This is a genomic window from Solwaraspora sp. WMMD791 (genome assembly GCF_029581195.1).
In the GTDB taxonomy this organism is placed as follows: domain Bacteria; phylum Actinomycetota; class Actinomycetes; order Mycobacteriales; family Micromonosporaceae; genus Micromonospora_E.
The window spans coordinates 2,502,288-2,521,055 of sequence record NZ_CP120737.1; the positions used below are offsets into that span (position 1 = coordinate 2,502,288).

13 protein-coding genes and 1 riboswitch are annotated in these 18,768 nt (G+C 71.6%); of the genes, 7 read left to right on the top strand and 6 right to left on the bottom strand.

The genetic code is table 11. The features are described from left to right. Window positions 1-90: 90 nt before the first annotated feature. Together O7623_RS11000 and O7623_RS11005 are read right to left on the bottom strand one after the other, a co-directional pair. Window positions 91-1,833, bottom strand: a complete 1,743-nt coding sequence (locus O7623_RS11000) for a glycoside hydrolase family 3 N-terminal domain-containing protein (protein ID WP_282228513.1) — start codon at window positions 1,831-1,833, stop codon at window positions 91-93. A gap of 115 nt (window positions 1,834-1,948) precedes the next feature. Then, entirely contained in the window at window positions 1,949-2,440 is a 492-nt protein-coding gene (locus tag O7623_RS11005; protein WP_282228514.1) for a DUF3145 domain-containing protein, read from the bottom strand. A gap of 390 nt (window positions 2,441-2,830) precedes the next feature. Between O7623_RS11005 and O7623_RS11010 the strand changes: the two genes are divergently transcribed. Then, window positions 2,831-3,160 (top strand): hypothetical protein, encoded by a 330-nt coding sequence (locus O7623_RS11010; protein WP_282228515.1) that lies wholly within the window; start codon window positions 2,831-2,833, stop codon window positions 3,158-3,160. Between the two features lie 169 nt (window positions 3,161-3,329). On the opposite strand, the gene O7623_RS11015 is transcribed toward O7623_RS11010, so the two are convergent. Next, on the bottom strand, window positions 3,330-4,016 hold the full coding sequence (locus O7623_RS11015; protein WP_282228516.1) for a carbonic anhydrase: 687 nt from the start codon (window positions 4,014-4,016) through the stop codon (window positions 3,330-3,332). Window positions 4,017-4,152: 136 nt separating this feature from the next. On the opposite strand from O7623_RS11015, the gene O7623_RS11020 reads away from it, so the two are divergent. The 5 genes from O7623_RS11020 to O7623_RS11040 all read left to right on the top strand — a co-directional run bounded on the left by O7623_RS11020 (window position 4,153) and on the right by O7623_RS11040 (window position 13,323). Then, complete coding sequence (locus tag O7623_RS11020; protein WP_282228517.1) at window positions 4,153-5,160, top strand: alpha/beta hydrolase; 1,008 nt, start codon at window positions 4,153-4,155, stop codon at window positions 5,158-5,160. Between the two features lie 124 nt (window positions 5,161-5,284). After that, window positions 5,285-7,417, top strand: coding sequence for an AAA family ATPase (locus O7623_RS11025; protein WP_282228518.1), 2,133 nt, complete (start codon window positions 5,285-5,287; stop codon window positions 7,415-7,417). Window positions 7,418-7,534: 117 nt separating this feature from the next. Further along, window positions 7,535-8,443 carry a cation diffusion facilitator family transporter gene (locus O7623_RS11030; protein ID WP_282228519.1) on the top strand — a complete coding sequence of 303 codons (909 nt, stop codon included), beginning with the start codon at window positions 7,535-7,537 and terminating at the stop codon, window positions 8,441-8,443. 168 nt (window positions 8,444-8,611) lie between these two features. Continuing rightward, window positions 8,612-8,741, top strand: a riboswitch (cyclic di-AMP (ydaO/yuaA leader). Between the two features lie 72 nt (window positions 8,742-8,813). Beyond that, window positions 8,814-9,905: a hypothetical protein gene (locus O7623_RS11035; protein ID WP_282229378.1), complete on the top strand. Its 1,092-nt coding sequence runs from the start codon at window positions 8,814-8,816 to the stop codon at window positions 9,903-9,905. Window positions 9,906-10,365: 460 nt separating this feature from the next. Continuing rightward, the gene (locus tag O7623_RS11040; RefSeq protein ID WP_282228520.1) at window positions 10,366-13,323 is read left to right on the top strand and encodes a glycosyl hydrolase; all 2,958 of its coding nucleotides are present in this window, start codon (window positions 10,366-10,368) and stop codon (window positions 13,321-13,323) included. 93 nt (window positions 13,324-13,416) lie between these two features. Here O7623_RS11040 and O7623_RS11045 read toward each other — a convergent pair whose 3' ends face one another. Both O7623_RS11045 and O7623_RS11050 read right to left on the bottom strand, forming a co-directional pair. After that, the gene (locus O7623_RS11045; RefSeq protein ID WP_282228521.1) at window positions 13,417-14,289 is read right to left on the bottom strand and encodes a serine/threonine-protein kinase; all 873 of its coding nucleotides are present in this window, start codon (window positions 14,287-14,289) and stop codon (window positions 13,417-13,419) included. 178 nt (window positions 14,290-14,467) lie between these two features. After that, window positions 14,468-14,827, bottom strand: a complete 360-nt coding sequence (locus tag O7623_RS11050) for an STAS domain-containing protein (protein ID WP_282228522.1) — start codon at window positions 14,825-14,827, stop codon at window positions 14,468-14,470. A gap of 592 nt (window positions 14,828-15,419) precedes the next feature. On the opposite strand from O7623_RS11050, the gene O7623_RS11055 reads away from it, so the two are divergent. Next, window positions 15,420-15,818: a hypothetical protein gene (locus tag O7623_RS11055; RefSeq protein WP_282228523.1), complete on the top strand. Its 399-nt coding sequence runs from the start codon at window positions 15,420-15,422 to the stop codon at window positions 15,816-15,818. Window positions 15,819-15,918: 100 nt separating this feature from the next. On the opposite strand, the gene O7623_RS11060 is transcribed toward O7623_RS11055, so the two are convergent. Continuing rightward, window positions 15,919-18,663, bottom strand: coding sequence for a cellulose binding domain-containing protein (locus O7623_RS11060; RefSeq protein ID WP_282228524.1), 2,745 nt, complete (start codon window positions 18,661-18,663; stop codon window positions 15,919-15,921). Window positions 18,664-18,768: the final 105 nt, after the last annotated feature.

The following is an 18,768-nucleotide window of genomic DNA, read 5'->3' on the forward strand; positions in this document are numbered from 1 at the left end:
CCCCGGCCCAGTCGAAACTGGGCCGGGGCCTCGTCGTCGTCGGACGTCGGTGCCCGGACCGGTGCCCGGACCGGTAGCGGACCGGTTCCGTCAGCCGGTGCAGCTGGTCGCGGGAAGGCCCTCGACCGGCACCGGCAACCGGCCCGGGGCCGGTGCCGCCCCCCGCAGCACGTCCGCCAGGGCCTCCATCGACGCCGGGCTCGACGAGTACGTCGCCAGCAGCGACGGTGACCGGGAACTGGCGAGCAGGTAGGGGGTGTCCATCGCCACGGTGACCGCCGCGCCGGCGCTCAGGTCGGCGGTGCCGTCGCCGTAGCCGACCAGGTGCACCACCGTTCCGCCCCGGTCGACGACCTCGACCCCGCCGGCGCGCAGCGCCTCCACCAGCAATGCCCGGGTCCGGTCCCGACCCTCCGACGCGGTGACCGTGACCGGGCCGTCGACGCCGGAGCAGGAGCCGCGTACCTGGGTGATCGCGGCCGCCGCCAGCTGGCGGGCCGCAGCGTAGTGCCCGGCCGCGCCGAGCACGGTCATCGGCGGTGCGGCAGCCCCGGCGAGGCGCTGCTTGAGGGTCAGGACCCGGGTGACCGCCTGCTGCAGGCGTTCCCGGGGCAGGGATCCGTCGCGGAGCGCGGCGAGCAGCCCGTCGTAGGCGGCGGAGACGTTCGGCGGCATCAGGATCAGGTCGTTGCCGGCGTTGATCGCGGCGACCGCCGCCTCGCCCGGCGGCAGCACCTGGGCCGGGGCCATGTTCATCCCGTCGGTCACCGCGACACCGTCGAACCCGAGTTCGCCCCGGAGCAGGTCGGTGAGCACCTTGCGGGAGAAGGTGGCGGCGACCCCCGGATCCACGGCGGTCACGTCGAGGTGGCCGGACATCACCAGGCCGGCCCCGGCGTCGATACCGGCGACGAACGGCGGGAGGTCGGCCGCACCGAGTGCGTCCCGGTCCTGGTCGAGCACGGGCAGGTCGCCGTGCGAGTCGACGGCGGTGTGCCCGTGCCCCGGGAAGTGTTTGAGGGTGGCGGCCACCCCAGCGGCCTGCAGCCCCCGCACGGCGGCACCGACCTGTGCGGCGGCCACGGCCGGGTCGGCGCTGTAGGAACGGGACCCGATCACCGTGCTGTCGACGCCGAGCACGTCGGCCACCGGAGCGAAGTCGACGTTGACCCCGAGCGCGGCGAGTTCGGTACCGGCCGCCCGCCAGGCCGCCTCGGTCAGTTCCGGCCGCCCGGCAGCGCCGGCCGCCATGGCGCTGGGCAGGATCGTCACGCCCTGGGTGATCCGGGTGACGATGCCGAACTCCTGGTCGGTGCCGATCAGCAGGGGCAGCTCGCCACCGCCGTCGGGCAGCGCCGCGGCGGGCAGCCGCCCGGCCGCCTGCTGCAGCCCGGTGGTCAGCTGTCGGACCTGGGCCGTGTCGTCGACGTTGGTGGTGGGCTGGTTGCTGCCGGTGGGGTCGTCAGCGGAGAACCCGACCAGGATCAGACCGCCGAGCCGGTACCGCTCGATCATCTCGGCGGGGGTGTCCACTCCGGCGAGCTTGCGGTTGCCGGCCGCCGAACCCGTCGAGACCTCCGTGGCGGAGGCCCCGTAGGCGTACGGCATGAGCACCTGCCCCACCAGGTCCTCGTCACTGAGTGTGGCGGCTAGTCGAGCGGCGGGGGTCGCCGGCTCGGCCGTCGACGTCGGCGCGGCGGACGACTCGTCGGCACTGCTGGGGGTGGTGTTCGGGGTCCCGGTGCCCGCTTCGGCGCAGCCGGTGGCGACGCCTACGGCAGCAAGCAGCAGCGCAGCGATTGTTACTCGGGGTGAGGGGAGCACACCGGTCATCACACCAGGCTACGACCACGCCGGCAAGCGGCGGCCGACGCGAGCGCCGAACTGCCCCTGTGGGTGAGCCGGCTTTCCTGACCAGGCGGCACGGCTGCGCCGGCCACCTCCGTCCTCACCCTACCCGGGTGAGCAACGTCACCGGCGCTCCCTCGCCGGCGTGCCGGTACGGCTCGAGCTCGGTGTCCCAGGCGGTCCCCAGGGCCTTGTCCAACGCGTGGGCGACCGCCTCCGGTGCCGGGGAGGCAGCCATGATCGCCCGGATCCGGTCCTCGCCGAGCTGGATGTCGCCGGCCGCTCCGGTCGTCGCCCGGAACAGCCCCCGTCCGGGCACGTACATGAAGCGCTCCCCGTCGGCACCCGGGCTGGGCTCCTCGGTCACCTCGAACCGGATCATCGGCCACTGGCGCAGGGCAGCAGCCAGCTCGGCCCCGGTCCCGGCGCGGCCGGACCAGCCGCATTCGGCGCGCCGCCCGTTCGGGTCGAGCGGTTGCGCCGTCCACTGCAGGTTGACCGGCGCGACGAGGACGCGCGATATCGCCCATTCGACGTGTGGGCACACGGCGAGCGGGGTCGAGTGGACGTATACGACGCCACGCGTTGGCACGGTGACCTCCCGGAGAGCGAGGTGCGTCTTCCCCTACGACCTCGGCCACCGAGTGGTGTGACCCATGATGACTGCTGTGACGGGTGGTGCGCCAGTGAATCGACGAACTCGTCGCCGACATTTGTCACGCCGGCCATCCCGGCGACCGGCCGACGCCCTCGCAGCCGGGGAATGGCCGGCACCGGGGCGTCGTTGTCCCTGCTGGCCGGCCAGGCCAGCAACGGCCTCCGGTCGACCGTCCGGTACGATGGACCTGCCGTCTGTCGGCGCGCCGGGCAGTTGCTCAGCATCTGCGCTGGGCAGTACGCACATGCATCAGGCAGTTTGGCCCAACACCAGACTGTTTGGCTCAATTGTCCGTTTCCGTCAGTCCTACAAGGGAGTCCCCCCGTGGCGAGCAACACCTCCAAGACCGCGCGCGCGTCAGTCCGCGCCGGCCAGGCCGGTCAGGGTGGTGCCCTGAGCGTCCTCGGCGAGTTCAAGTACCTGATCCCGCTCAACAGTGGCAAGCACGCCTACGTCCGCAACCTGACGACGGGCAAGACCGCCCACCTGCGTACCGACTCGGCAGCCTTCGTCGAGGAGATCCGGTCGCTGGCCGGTGCCGGGCACGCCGCGAAGATCCGCGCCGAGCTCAACGCGCTGGCCACCTCCCACCCCGAGCATGGCTGGGAGCTGACCGAGAAGCGGCTCGTCGAGGCCGGGGTCTTCGAGGCCTGACCACCCGCCCCGGGCCGCCGCGCCCGTACGGACGACCTGACGACGGCCCCGCCGGGACTTCCGGCGGGGCCGTCGCGTGTCCGCTGCCGTCCCGACGACGAGCGCGTGCCCGTCGGCCACGCCGGGGTACCGTGGCCGGGCCGGGCGCGTCGGGCCGTACTGGCCGACGTCAGTCGAGGATCTCCACCTGTCCGTTGCCGAGGTCGTAGACGCCGCCGGCCACGTCGATCCGCCCGGCGGCCAGGGCCGCGGCGAGCGCCGGTACCTCCCGCAACGCCCGTACGGTCCGCTGTACGTGGGCCCGGACCGCGAGCGGCTGCACGTCCGGATCGTCCAGCCCGACCTGGGCCACCGCCGGGGCGATCTGCTCGACCAGGTAGCCGACGTTGCCCGACGGTCGGGCACCGGAGCGCTCGGCGGCGATCGTCGAGGCCACCGCGCCACAGCGTTCGTGCCCGAGGACGACCACCAGCGGTACGCCGAGCGCACCGACCGCGAACTCGATCGAGCCGATGATCGCCTGATCCAGCACCTGGGCACCGGACCGGCCGACACAGATCGAGCCGAAGGTCTGGTCGAAGATCGCCTCCAACGGCACCCGGGAGTCGATGCAGCCCAGCACGAAGGCGATCGGATGCTGCTCACCGAGCGCGGCGCTGGCTGCGGCGGCGGAGATGTCGTGGCCGTGCCGGGGCTGTCCGGTAACGAACCGACGGTTCCCGGCGAGCAGTTCGGCCAGCGCCTCGGCTGGTCCGGGGTGATCCGGCGGTGGTGGGCCGCTCGGGCGCGGTGTCCGCGACCGCGGCGACTGAGGTGGCTGAGGTGGCGGTGGCGGTGGCGGTGGCGGTGGCGACATGGTTGCAGCCTGGCGTGCTACCGGCCGGTCGGGAAGGATGTTGCGAATCTTCTCACGGTGGCGGTTCGGCGCCGGGCCCGCCGGGGTACGTCGATCGATGCGGTACGCAGGGCACGGACGACCGGCGGAGGTGGGTGTGACCGACGTTGACGGGCGGCGGGAGTTCGCCGTACGGCTGCCGGACGCGGCGGTGCTGCACGGCGAGATCTCCGGGCCGCCGGACGCCCGGCTGACGGTGATCCTGCTGCACGGCTGGACCCTCGACCTGCACACCTGGCACCGCCAGGCCGCCGTACTGGCCGGGTGCCCCGGCGTACAGGTGGTGGCCTACGACGCCCGCGGCCACGGTCGGTCGACGTCCACCTGTCTGGCCACGATGACCCTGGAACGCCTCGGTGACGACCTGGCCGAGGTGGTCCGCCGGGTGGGTGGCGCCGGCCCGGTGGTCCTGGCCGGGCATTCGATGGGCGGCATGACGATCATGGAGTACGCGCACCGGCACCCGCAGGAGTTCGCCGATCGGGTGGCCGGGCTGGTGTTCGTGGCCACCACCGCACAGGGGCACACCCACACGGTCTACGGACTGGCTCCGCCGGTCGCCCGGCTGGTGCGGATCTGTGAGTTGGCCGGCGCGGGTGTGCTCGCCCGGTGTGGCACCTGGCGACCACACCAGGACCTGCTGCGTCCGCTGCGCCCGACGCTGCGGTGGCTGCTGTTCGGCGATTCCTGCGATCCGGATGACCTGGCGCTGACCACGACGGCGGTGAGCCGGGCCACGCTGCGGGCGATCGGCGGCTACCGGGCGTCGATCGGTGCCCAGCAGCGGCTGTCCACCCTGGCGGCGATCGGCGACCTACCGGCCGCGGTGCTGGTCGGCGACCGCGACCGGTTGACCCCCCCGGTCTGCGCCGAGTCCATCGCCGAGGCGCTGGTCGATACCGACCTGACGGTGTGCCCGGGCGGCGGACACATGCTGATGATGGAGCGGCCGGACGAGATCACCGCGGCCCTGCGGGGCGTCCTCGACCGGGTCGGCGTCGGGACCGGGTCGGCGGGGGCCAACGAGGCGGTCGGTGCCCTACACGGCGCCGTGGTCGGTGGCCCTACACGGCATCGAGGTGGCGCGCGGACGGTAACGTCGTAAGGCTGCCGGGATCGGCCGGACGTCACGGGGAGCGCCCCGTGCCCGCCGCGTCCCGCAGTCGTGACCGTACCGCTGACGGTCCGCCGGACACCGGCCGGACCGCCCCCGTTCAGGAGCCACTGCGTTGACCGACGCCACCACGCTGGACCAGGAGATCGCCGTCGAGCAACGGCACGTCGACCGGGTGTACGCCCGGTTGGCGCAGATGCGCTCCGACGCGGTGCGCGCCGAACGTGACGGCTACCGGCTGGCCGGCGTCGGCAACGTCGGCGCGCTGGTGGAGCGCGACGCGATGGTGTTCCACGCGGCCCGGCGGCGACACCTGCTCGACGCCGAGCACGAAGGACTGGTCTTCGGTCGGCTGGACCTGCGCGGAGGGACCGTACTGCACGTGGGCCGGCTCGGGATCCGCGGCGAGCGGGCCGAGCCGTTGCTGATCGACTGGCGGGCGCCGGCGGCGGCGGCGTTCTACCGGGCCACCCCGGCCCGGCCGCAGGGGGTCGTACGCCGACGCACCATCTCCTCCCGGGGCGAACGGGTCACCGGGGTGTCGGACGACCTGCTCGACCCCGGATCCGCGCCGGCGGGGATGCGGGTGGTCGGTGACGGGGCGCTGCTGGCCACCCTGGCGCGGGCCAAGGGGCGGGGGATGCGCGACATCGTGGCCACCATCCAACAGGAGCAGGACCAGGCGATCCGGTCACCGGCGTCGGGGGTGACGGTGGTATCCGGCGGGCCCGGCACCGGCAAGACCGCAGTGGCGCTGCACCGGGCGGCGTACCTGCTCTATGCCGACCGGAGCCGGTTCGCCGGCGGCGGCATCCTGGTGGTCGGGCCGACGGCGGTGTTCGTCGAGTACATCGCCGCCGTACTGCCCGCGCTCGGAGAGGAGAGCGCCACCTTGCGGTCGTTGGGTTCACTGGTGCCGCACGTGTCGGCGACCCGGACCGATCCGGCGGCTACCGCCGTGGTGAAGGGATCGCTACGGATGCGGCGGGTGCTGGAGCGGGCGGTCCGCGACGCCGTACCCGACGGGCCGACCGAGCTGCGGCTGCTCTACCGGGGGCAGCTGCTGCGGCTGCGCGAGGCCGAACTGAACGGGATCCGGGCGCGGGCGCTGCCCCGGGGTGCCCGCCGCAACGAGGTGCGCCGGGCCGGCATCGACGGACTCTTCGACGCGCTGTGGGCACAGGCACGCCAGCTCGTCGCGGCGGCGCGGCTGCCGAGTCAGGCCGAGTTCGAGGACGAGCTGTCCGACCGGGACGATTTCCGGGATTTCATCAAGGCCTGGTGGCCACGGCTACTGCCCCGGCACGTGCTGGCCTGGCTGGCCCGTCCAGAGCGGCTGCGCCGTTACGCGCAGGGGATCCTCGAGCCGGCGGAGGTCAGGTTGCTCGGTGAGTCGTTGCGGGACCTGGCCGAGCAGGGTCCGACGATCGCCGACGTCGCGCTGCTCGACGAGTTGGCCGAGTTGCTCGGTCGACCGCCGCAGCCCAAGCGCCGCCAGCAGGATCCGTTCCGGCTCGCCGGTGGGGTACGCGAGGTGACGACGTTCGCCGACCGGGAGCGCGCGGCGCGGGCGGCGGCGCGGGAACGGCCGACGGACTACCGGGAGTACGCCCACGTGGTGGTCGACGAGGCCCAGGACGTCTCGCCGATGCAGTGGCGGATGATCGGCCGTCGGGGACGGCTCGCCTCGTGGACGGTGGTCGGGGACCCGGCGCAGACGGCGTGGACCGGGGATCCCGCCGAGCTGGCTCAGGCCCGCGACCGGGCGTTGGGTCGCCGACCCCGGCAGGAGTTCCAGCTGACCACCAACTACCGCAACCCGGCGGAGATCTTCGAGCTGGCGGCCGAGGTGATCCGTACCGTCGCTCCGGACGCCGCGCTGCCGACGGCGGTGCGCTCGACCGGGGTGCCGCCACGCCGCGAGCAGGTCGACGCCGCCGCGCTACCGGCGGCGGTCCGCCGGGCGGCCGCCGCGCTGCTCGCCGAGGTGGAGGGGACGGTGGGGGTGATCGCCGCAGTGGCCCGAAGCGACGAGGTCGCCGGCTGGCTGGCCGCCGAACTGGCCGACCCGCGCCTGCAGGTCGTGTCGAGTCTGCAGGCAAAGGGCATGGAGTACGACGGGGTGGTGCTGGTCGCGGGAGCGGAGATCCGTGCCGAGTCGGCCGCGGGCGTACGGACGTTGTACGTGGCGCTGTCCCGGGCGACCCAACGGCTGGTGACCATCGATCCGGCGCCGGTCGTCGGCTGACAGGGCCGTTGCCGACAGCGCCCGACAGGGGTGCCGCCCCTTGGCCCATCTATTGCAAATATCGCTATGTGAGCATTAGTCTGCCGTCGGGACACCGGGCGACGGAAGGTGACCGGGATGGGTGCGGGACACGATCACGGTGCGGGCACCGCCGGGCAGCGACACTACGGGCGGTTGTGGGTCGCGTTCGTCCTGCTGGCGGTCTTCATGGTCGTCGAGGCGGTGGCCGCGCTGCTCACCGGCTCCCTGGCACTGCTCTCCGACGCCGGACACATGTTCACCGACGTCCTCGGCATCGGCATGGCGCTGGCCGCGATCGCCGCCGCCCGCCGCGCGTCCGACGATCCGCAGCGCACCTTCGGCCTCTACCGACTCGAGGTGCTCGCCGCCCTGGCGAACGCGGTGCTGCTCGCCGGGGTCGCCGGCTACGTCATGGTCGAGGCGGTCCACCGGTTCGCCGACCCGGAACCGGTGCCCGCCGGCCCGATGCTGGTGGTGGCGGTGGCGGGACTGGTCGCCAACCTGGTCGCGTTCGGGCTGCTGCGCTCCGGCGCCAAAGAGAGTCTCAACGTCCGGGGCGCCTATCTGGAGGTGCTCGGCGATCTACTCGGCTCGGTCGGGGTGATCGTGGCGGCCCTCGTGATCGCCACCACCGGCTGGTGGTACGCCGACCCAGTGGTGGCCGTCGCCGTCGGAGCGTTGATCCTGCCCCGGACCTGGCGGCTGGCCCGCTCCGCGCTGCGGGTGCTGGTCCAGGCCGCACCGGAACACGTCGACGTGCCCCGGGTGCGGGCCCGGCTGGCCGCCGTACCGGGCGTGTGCGACGTGCACGACCTGCACGTCTGGACTCTCACCCCGGGGATGGAGGTGGCTTCGGCGCATCTGGCCACCGTGGCCGGTGCCGAGGTCGGCGGAGTGCTGCGCGACGCCCGGCAGGCACTGCACGAAGAGTTCGGGATCGACCACGCAACGCTGCAGGTCGAGCCACTGTCACCTGCGGACCCCTGCGGACCGGCGGACTGGTGATTAGCGGATGCTTAAGTTTCGTGACCTTCCCGCGACACAAACAACGATGATGTACCTTTATTTCCGATTTATCTAGACATAATATGGTCATCGATCTCGCGACAGATGGCGACCGGACCGGTAGCCTCAGCCTCGGTCTTCGTCCGGGCGGCGCCCCTCCGGCGCCCGCGAAGGCCGTCGCCTAATCGCCATACGGCGAGCCGGGGAACCATGTTCCTGGGGTGCATCCGCGTCAGCGGTAGGGATCTTCCGTCCCGAACCCGTCAGCTAACCCGGTCGGCGGCTGACGGAAGGAACCTGCACGGTGACGTACCCGCTCCCCGAACGGCCCCGGCGCGCGACGCCGGGGCGGAAGAACCGCTTTGCCCGCCTGGTGCCGCTGGCCGCGATCCTGATCGCCGTCACCGGAGCGCCGGTTGGTGCACCGGCGCCGGCCGGCGCCGCGCTACCCGCCTACGCTCCCGCCGACGCCGACGACGAAGGCGGCACCCCGAGCCTGCGCAAGGAGCTCGAGGCGGCCTCGCGCGGCTGGATCGACGCCAAGGCCGCGCTCGACAACTCCGGCAAGCGGCAGAAACAACTCACCGCGCGGCTGGCCGAGGTCGAGACCGAACTCGAGGTCCGCAACACCAACGTCGGCCACCTCGTCGACCGCGCCTACCGCAACGGCCGGCTCGGTCCGGTCTCGGCGCTGCTGAACAGCACCTCGCCGGAAGGATTCATCGACCGCGCCGCCGCGTTGAGCGCGGTGACCGCCAACGAGGAGAAGCAGCTGCGCGAGCTGTACCAGACCCGCGACCAGGTGACCCGGTCGAAGGCGGCCATCGAGAACGAGATCCGCGAGCAGCGCAAGCAGCTGACCATCATGGACCAGCGCAAGAAGCAGGCCGAACGGGCCCTGGCGGTGGCCGTCGCCGCCGAGGAGCAGGCCCGTGAGCAGGCCGAGCGCGAGGCGGCGAACAGTTCCGGCTCAGGTTCGTCCGGCTCAGGTTCGTCGGGATCGAGTTCGTCCGGATCCGGGTCGGCCAGCGCGTCGGCGACGCCGGCACCCCGCAACGCGAACGGCTCCTGGCCGAGCGAGTCCTGCAACGTCGACGACCCGACCACCTCCGGCTGCATCACCCCGCGTACGTTGCACGCGCTCAACCAGGCCAAGGCGGCCGGCTTCACCCGCTATGTCTCCTGCTTCCGCAACGGCGGCTCGGGTGAGCACCCGAAGGGCCGGGCGTGCGACTTCGCGGCCCAACCCAACGGCTTCGGCGGGGTGGCCAGCGGCGGGGACAAGACCTACGGCGACAACCTGGCCAACTACTACATCGCCAACGCCGACCGGCTCGGCGTGCTCTACGTGATCTGGTTCAAGCGGATCTGGCTGCCCAGCAGCGGCTGGAAGGCGTACAGCGGCGCCGGCGGCGACCCGTCGAGCGACCACACGAACCACGTGCACCTGTCCGTGTACTGATCCTGGCGGGAACGACGGCGGTCACCGAACGGTGGCCGCCGTCGTCGTGTCCCGGCCCGCGCTATGTGCCGGCTCGATCCCGCGACGCAATGGTCGGCAAATGGCACCGGCGACATGCAGGCACACGGAATCGACTGATTGCGGAAAAGCGCCGACGCCGACCGAGGTTCGGGCCGACAACGGCACCGGACAATCATGGAGAGCGCTCTTTCAGCCCACCGTCACCCCTGCCCTACCCCGTGTTGCCGGAGCCCTGGAGAGTGAGAGAGCGCTCTCACGAAGGTAACGAGTAACCCGTACGGCTGTCAACTGGGACGCCCGACGCCTACCTGATTCACGAAAGTTCATGTCCGGACATTGACAGCAGGGCCCGGTCTCTGGTGACCTCCTGGCAATAACTCATTAATGGGCGTGAAACAGTTCGCGATCTTGGACCACGCCCGATCTGACCGGAGGCACCATGACACTGTCGATCCGAGGCGGGCGCCGAAGCCGTACGCCGCGCCGGATCCTGGCAGCCACCACCGTGACGGCGCTGGCGGCCGCCGGACTGATCTTCGGCGTGCTGCGCACCGCCGACGCCGCCACCGTCGGTGCCGGCAGCTACACCACCACCCGCCCGGCCGGTGCCGCCGCCCCGACCGCCTGCGGCAACATCTCCGCCAACCCCCGGCAGTACGTGACCGGCAACGCGCCGACCGGTGCCGTACCCACCAACGACTGGTGGTCGTCGCTACTGTTCAAGCGCTACAACTGCGCGTACTCCGACCCGCTGCACGCCCACCCGATGTCGTTCCAGCCGGCCTCCGGCGGTCTCGGGGTCTCCTACACCACCGAGGCGGCGATCTCCGGCACGTCGACCGGCGTCGGCGAGTACCACTACCCGTACACCCGGGAGTTCACCCTCGGTGTCGCCGGGCTCAACGCCCCGGACGTCAAGGTCGACGGCTGGACCGACTGGACCGTCAGCCCGTACTGGTCCGACGGTGCCCGCACGCTGCGCGCCACCGTCGGCCACGGCCTGCCGTTCGTGTACGCCCAGGTCACCGGAGGTAACGCACAGCTGTCGTTCCCCGGAACCCCGACGGTCTGGCACCACAGCGGCACCCGCGTCGGATTCTCGATGCGCGGCCACGACTACGTCGCCTACGCTCCCAGCGGCGCGAACTGGACCGTCTCCGGGACCACGATCAGCTCCACCCTTGCCGGTCGGGGGTACTTCTCGGTGGCGCTGCTGCCCACCGGAGCCGGCACCAGCGCCGCGCGACGTACCGCCCTGATGGACAGCTACGGCCAGTACGCCCACGCCCACGTCACCGGCACCCGGGTCAGCTGGAGCTACGACCAGGCCAGCAGTACGGTGAACGCCACCTACGGCGTCACCACCACGGCCCGTGAGGGCTCCGCCACCGGTACGGTCGTCTCGCTCTACCCGCACCAGTGGAAGCACCTCGACGGCGGCAGCCCGATCGCGGAGACCTACGTGTCGGCCCGGGGACCGATGCGCAACCTGGTCGGCGCGACGTCGTTCCGGACCGCGATGCGCTTCCACGGCGTACTGCCGGAGGTGCCGGCGGTGGCCACCAGCGCCGGCGCCGACCTCGCGACCCTCACCGCCCACCTCGACCAGGCCGCCTCCGGAGACCCGTTCGCCGGGTTCAACAACGACACCTACTGGACCGGCAAGGCGCTCGGCCGGGCCGCCCGGCTGGCCGAGATCGCCGACCAGCTCGGCCGGACCGCCCAACGCGACCACCTGCTCGCCGCGATCCGTACCCGGCTGACCGACTGGTTCACCGCCAGCCCCGGTAAGACGCAACGGGTGTTCTTCTACGACCAGGCGTGGGGCACCCTGGTCGGCTACCCCGCCTCGTACGGCTCCGACACCGACCTCAACGACCACCACTTCCACTACGGCTACTACATCGCCGCCGCCGCCACGCTGGCCAAGTTCGACCCGACGTGGGCGTCGACCAACCAGTACGGCGGCATGGTCAACCTGCTGATCCGTGACGCCAACAGCTGGGACCGCAACGACCCGATGTTCCCGTTCCTGCGCGACTTCGACATCTACGCCGGTCACGACTGGGCGGCCGGGCACGGCGCGTTCTTCGCCGGCAACAACCAGGAGTCCTCGTCGGAGGGGATGAACTTCGCCAACGCCCTGATCCAGTGGGGTCTGGCCACCGGCAACACCGCGATCCGCGACGCCGGCCTGTACATCTACACCACCCAGTCGGCCGCCATCCAGGAGTACTGGTTCGACTCGTCCGACACCAACTTCCCGGCCACCTTCGGGCACCGGTCGGTCGGCATGGTCTGGGGTGACGGCGGTGCGTACGCCACCTGGTTCAGCGCCGAGCCGGAGATGATCCAGGGCATCAACATGCTGCCGATCACCGGTGGCTCGCTCTACCTCGGCTACCGGCCGGACTACATCGCCACCAACTGGAACGCGCTGGTCACCAACAACGGTGGACCGCCGACGGTCTGGCAGGACGTCCTCTGGTCGTTCCAGGCACTCGGCGACGCCAACGCCGCCCTGACCAACCTGCGGGCCAACCCCAACTACCCGGTCGAGGAAGGTGAGAGCCGGGCGCACACGTTCCACTGGGTGCGCAACCTGGCCGCGCTGGGCCGGGTCGACACCGGCGTCACCGCGAACACCCCGCTGTACGCGGTGTTCAACCGCGACGGTGCCCGCACCTACGTGGCGAGCAACATCACCGCAGCACCGGTCACGGTCACCTTCTCCGACGGCACCCGGCTGACCGTGCCGGCCGGTCGGACCGCCACCACCGGCGCACACACCTGGAGCGGCGGCAACGCCACCGGAGCGCCGACCACGCCGAACCCGTCGCCGAGTCTGTCCCCCACGCCGCCGGCCTCGCCCACGCCGGGTCCGACCACCCCACCGGTCACCTCGGACCTGTTCCACCTACGGTCCGCCGGGGTGCTGAGCAACACCGCCGGGACGGCCGCGACGACAGTGACGGTGCCGTCGGCCGGCGGGGCGAACCACGACGGTACGCCGCACAACCCGGTCACCTTCCGGGCCTGCGGGTTGACCGGGTCGTACCGGTCGGCCGGCACCACGTTCGCTCTGCAGGTGGACGCGGGGACCACGGTCGGCGCGGGTATCCAGGCCCGGGTGTCGTACGACTTCACCGGCTCGGGCACCTACAGCCGTACGGAGACCTACCACTACTTCGCCACCGACCCGGTGCCCGGCACCGAGACGTACCGGGACAGTGCCGGACTACGGTCGGTCTCGGGTGAGTTCCGAGCGATGAGCAACGGCTGCGTCCGGCTGGAGTTGTGGAACGCGATCGGCAACGCCGCGACGACGGTACGGGTGGACGCCGCCACGGCGGCCGCCGGTCAGTCGACCGTACGGGTGCCGTTCCAGCTCGGCTGAGGAGGCGCGACAGGTCGTTGCCCCGGGCGGACCACCGCCCGGGGCGGCGACCCTCCGGGAGCGTCAGGCCGAGCAGCGGCCGGCCCGGCGGTGTCAGGCAGAGGACCGGCCGGCCAACACGGCTTCGGCGGCCGGTCGGTCCAGCAGTTCCCACAACGCGAAGGCCGCTTCGCTGCTGCTCGGTCGGTTGTCAGCCCGTTTGCCCATCAGCGCCCGGCACAACTCGGCGACTGCGCGCGGCATCCCGGTGACGTTCAATACAGGGGTCGGGGCCAACGCGCTGAACCGTACGTCGGCCAGCGACCGGCCCGGGCGAGCCGCCGGGTAGGGCGAGCTGCCGGTGACCATCTGGTAGAGCAGCACCCCGAGCGCGTACACGTCGTCGCTCGGCCGGCCGGGTCCGCCGACCGGATGCGCGGGCAGGTCGGGTCGGCGCGGGCCGGAGATCCACCCGGTACGGTGACCCGGGCCAGGCCCTGGCCGGTCCGTGACCGTCGCCAGTCCGAAGTCGATGATCTTCGCACCCGCACCTGTCAGCATCACGTTGCCCGGGGTGAGATCGCGGTGCACCACGCCACGGCGGTGCGCCACCGCCAGCACGTCGGCGGCGGTGGCGGCGATCCGCACGGCATCGGACCACGGCAGCGGACCGTCGCGCAGGCGAGCCGTCAGCACCCGGCCGGTGAGCAGCTCCATCGCGACGTAAGAGGCGGTGTCACCACCACCGAGCGGCATCTCGCCGACGTCGTACACCCGGGGCACGCTCGGGTGCCGTAGCCGGTCGGCGATCATCGCCTCCCGGCGGATGTCGGCGTGGGCACGGCGATCACCCCGGACGGCCGGGGCCAGCAGCTTGACGGCGATGGGACGGGCGTTCTCGATGTCGATCGCGCGGTAGACCACCGAGACCCCGCCGCGACCGATCGGACGAAGCAGGACATAGCGCCGGAGAATGGTGGTACCCACCCGCAACCATGTCACGAACGACTATTTTCCAGCAAGATCGATAACCCGACAAGCATTGCGGTCGAGTGTTAACCGAGCGCTAACGTGACCGACCGCAGGCCAGGTCGACCAGGTCACGGAGCCGGCCTGCGGGCTGCAGCCGGCCGGTTCGGGTCGACGGCCGGCGCACCCTCGGTCGTCAGCGCAGTGGCACCTCACGCTCGGCCCCGTCACCGACGTACGGCTCAGGAGCGCCGAACAGCCCGAGCAGACCGGTCACCCACAGCTGCCGGTGCACGAACCGACTCGGCTCAGTGACCACGAGCTTGATGCCGCTGACCTCGGCGGCCTGGAAGCCGGCGACCATGGCGCTGATGCCGACCGAGTCGATGAAGGTCACCAGACGCATGTTGAGCTGGATCCGGGTGGGCCGGTCCTTGGTCAACACGGCCTGGACCGCCTCGCGCACCTCGTGTGCTGTATCTACGTCGATCTCACCTTGCGGCGCGATCTCCACAATTCCACCGGGCAGGGTCGATGTCACAACCGACAGGCTCACGCGAGCACCTCCACTCGCCCACCAGGGCGTCTCGTCAGTACGCGGGCCGGGACCGAGCGTATTCCCCAGCGCGGGTCGCCGCCAGCCTTCGACCGGCCGGATCCGCATCCGACGGGCATAACAATCACTCACAGCATGACATTCCGCATCATAGCGCCCGACACAGTGAGCTATGCAGCGCGTACCGGGTGCAGGGCGCCACCTGGCCCCCGCCGCCCGGGCAGCTCGACAAAAAGCCCAGATCGCGACAGATCGCCAAGTGCCGACGCATGACCGGCTGTCGCCCCTACCTTAGCCGCCCCGTGCGACAGACATCCGGCTACGACGACCAACCATCGGTCGGCGATCCGACCGATGATCCGGCCAGTGGGCACAGGACGATCCGGCTAGTGGGCACAGGACGATCCGGCTAGTGGGCACAGGACGATCCGGCCAGTGGACGCAGGATGATCCGGTGGTCGGCGCAGCGACCGACCAACGCCGCCCGCCCGGCACGTTTGCCCAGGCTGACCGCTGGGCACGAGAAGGCATCGCAGCGCGCCGCGCCGGTCCGGCACCGTCCGGTCGTCACGGCGCTGAAGGAGGTAGCAGCATGTTCGCGACCCACCTGATGGAGCGCCGCCGCAAGCCGCAACGAATGACCGACCAGGCATGGGCTCAACTGGTCTCGGCGGTCGGCTCCGCCGGAGACACCGCTCGGCTGGCCGGGCGGCGCACCTCATACCTGGCCAACGGTGCCGGCCACCGGATGGGGCCGGCCACCGAGGAAGCCCGGCAACGGGCGATGGCCGCCGTCGACGCGCTCGCCGGCCGTGGACGCCCCGGGACGCCCTGGGCCTGGATCGCCGGCGCGGCAGCAGCCGGCGTCGCAATCGGCTGGCTCGCCGGGGCGATGACCCGCTCGGTCATGCGTCCCCGCGACGGCCTCGGCGACGACACCCGGATCGAATTCGTCGACGTCGACGAACCGACCGGCACGCTCCGACGCTGAACGCGCCGAGCACGGCGGCAGGGTCGTACGGGTGGCACCGAGATCGGTGCCACCCGTACCGAAAGCTGTGCCGACCGAGCCCCGCCGGGGGCGGCGCCGGTCAGCTCGCGGTGCAGGTCACGCTGGCCGGTACGCCGTTGCGGGTCGTCCAGTCCGCCAGAAAGCCCAGCGTGGTACTGCCGCCGCTGCCGAGACCGCCGTTCCACGAGACGTTGCCGACCGTCACGGTGGCACCCGTCTGGGTGTACTGCCCGCCCCAGAGCTGAGTGATCCGCTGGCCGTCCGGAAACATCCAGGTCACCGTCCAACCGCCGATCGGTGCCGGACCAGTGTTGGTCACCCGTACCTCGCCCTGGAACCCGCCCTGCCAGGAGCCCACCACCTGGTAGGTCGCCGTACAGCCACCGGGGCCGCCCGTGGTCGGAGCAGGCGTGGGGCTGCGGGTCGGACTCACCGACGGGCTCGGACTCACTGAGGGGCTCACCGACGGACTCACCGACGGGCTCGGACTAACTGAGGGGCTCACCGACGGGCTGGCGGTCGGCGACGGCGCACCGCCGAGCCGGTCCGCCATCAGGATGCCCCGGCCGTTGGTGCCCAGGTACACCCGGCCGTAGACCCGGGGATCGCCGGTGATCGCGTCGCCCATGTTGCCGTACTGGTGCTGATCGTCGTTGATCCGGACCCAGCTGGCACCGGCGTCGTCAGAGCGGAACACCCCGGTGATGCCGTCGATCGTGCCGACCAGGAAGACGGCGTGGTAGGTCGCGCCGGGCGCGGCCTTGCCGAACCCGACGTTGCGGGCTGCCGTGACCCCGGCGACCCGGCTGAAGGTGGCACCGGAGTCGGTCGACCGGAACAGGCCGGAGTCGCCGGCCAGCCAGACGTGGCCGGCGTGCCCGGCGACCGTGGCGAACCGGCCGTGCTCGGCCGGCAGGTTGGTCGCCGCCGACGCGGTGAAGCTGCGGCCCCCGTCGGTGCTGACGTAGAACCGGCCGTCCGCGTAGGCGTAGAACGTCTCGCCGTCGACCCGGTCGGCCACCACGAGCGCCCCGGCCGGGACGCCGGTGGACGGGCTGAACCCGCCACCGAAGCTGGTCGCGTGGTGCACCCCGACACCCCCCGGGCTCCACACCACCGCGCCGCCGTCGGCCGCGACGGCGACGGTACCGCCCGAGGTGACGCCGGCGGGCTCGCTGCCGGCGTACCAGTTGGCCCCGGAGCTGTACGAGTAGGCGATGTGGCTGACTCCGGAGTCACCGTTGCCGACCCGGACCATCTGCTGCGGATTCAGCTCGGCGTAGTCGATGCTGGTGTTGGCACCCAGGTTGGGCTGATCGTGCATCATCGCTGGCGCCGTGTCCGGATCGGTGTGCCGGAAGCCTCCGATGTCGCCGAGCCCGGAGAGCAGGAACGCGTCGCCGGTCGGTGGGCTGACCAGGTCGAGCACCGCGGTCTCCTCCAGGCCCTCGACCATGGTGTGGATGGCGACCGTGCCGCCGTCGTCGAGCGCGGTGAGGTTGGTGGAGCCGTAGATGGTGGCACCGGTGCCGTACATGAACCGGTCCGGGTCGTGCGGGTCGATCGCCAGGGCCTCGGTCATCCAGCCGAGCTTCGGGGTGACCTCCGGCGGCTGCGGATGGGCACCCCAGGACAACCACGGCGAGTCGCTGACATCCATCGTGTACCGGTTGGTCCGGTTGGGATATGCGATGTCGTAGAACGACGTCCAGGACGCGCCGCCGTCGGTGCTGCGGTAGATGAAGGTGTCCGGCCACCACGAGCTGTACCCGGTCACCATCACCGTGCCCGGGTTGCTTCGGTCCACGCTCAGCCCGGAGTAGCCGTACCAGTTGTTCGCGGTGTCGTCCGACGGCGTCGGACTGATCCGGGTCCACTCACCGGTCGCGGTGGCGTACTTCCAGACGTCGCCGTGGTCCCCGGCGTACGGCCCGCCGTTGTCGCTGGTGGCGATGTAGAGGGTGCCGGTGGCGTGGTCGATCTTGCCCTGGTGGGCGATGAAGCCGGTCGGCTGCCCGGCGAGCCGCTGCCAGGTCGCTCCGGCGTCGGTGCTGCGGTAGACGGTGTTCTGCAGGTCCGCCACCCCGACGTAGATGTGCGGGGTACGGCTGCCGGCACTGCCCGTGGACTCGTCGAAGGTCACCCAGACCACTCCCGGCTGGTGGTCGAGGTACCCGTTCGGGTCGGCGGGATCCTCGGCCCAGTTGCCGGGATTCGGGAAGCTGGTCACCTCGGCCCAGGTCTGCCCGTGGTCGGTGCTGCGCCACAGGCCGTTGCCGTTCTCGGCACCGAAGTAGACGACCCGGTTGTCGTTCGGGTCGACCGCAAGCCGCTCCCCCATCCCCCGACCGGGCATGTTGCCGCCCACCTTGAACGGCAGCTCGGTCACCTGCCAGGTGTCGCCCTTGTCGGTGGAGCGCAGGATCGCGCCGTTGTTCGGATCCCAGTCGTTGGTGTACATCCCGACCGCGGCGTAGACCCGGTTGGGCTGCACCGGGTCGGTGGCGAGGCTGGCAACGCCGTTCCAGCCCCAGTTGTCCCAGCCCACCCAGTCCAGCAGCGGGGTCCACGACTGGTCGGCCTGGTTCCAGCGGTAGGCGCCGCCGATGTCGGTACGGGCGTAGACGAGGTCGGGTTCGGTCTCGTTGAACACGATGCCGGGAACGAATCCGCCACCGTCGATCCTGACGTTTCGCCAGGAGTACGGTTCGGCGGCGACGGCGTGCGCGATTGACGACGCGCCACCGACGACCGTCTGGGTGGCGACGGCCGCGACGCCGACGAGTACGGCGGCCGCCAGTGTGCCGGCGAGGGTTCTGCGCATGGGACCGGCGTCCTTTCTCTCTGCGGGGGTCTCCGCATGTCTCTGCGGGGTATCTGCGGGGGTCTCTGCATGGGGAGGCGAACTGCCCACCTGGGTGACGATCCG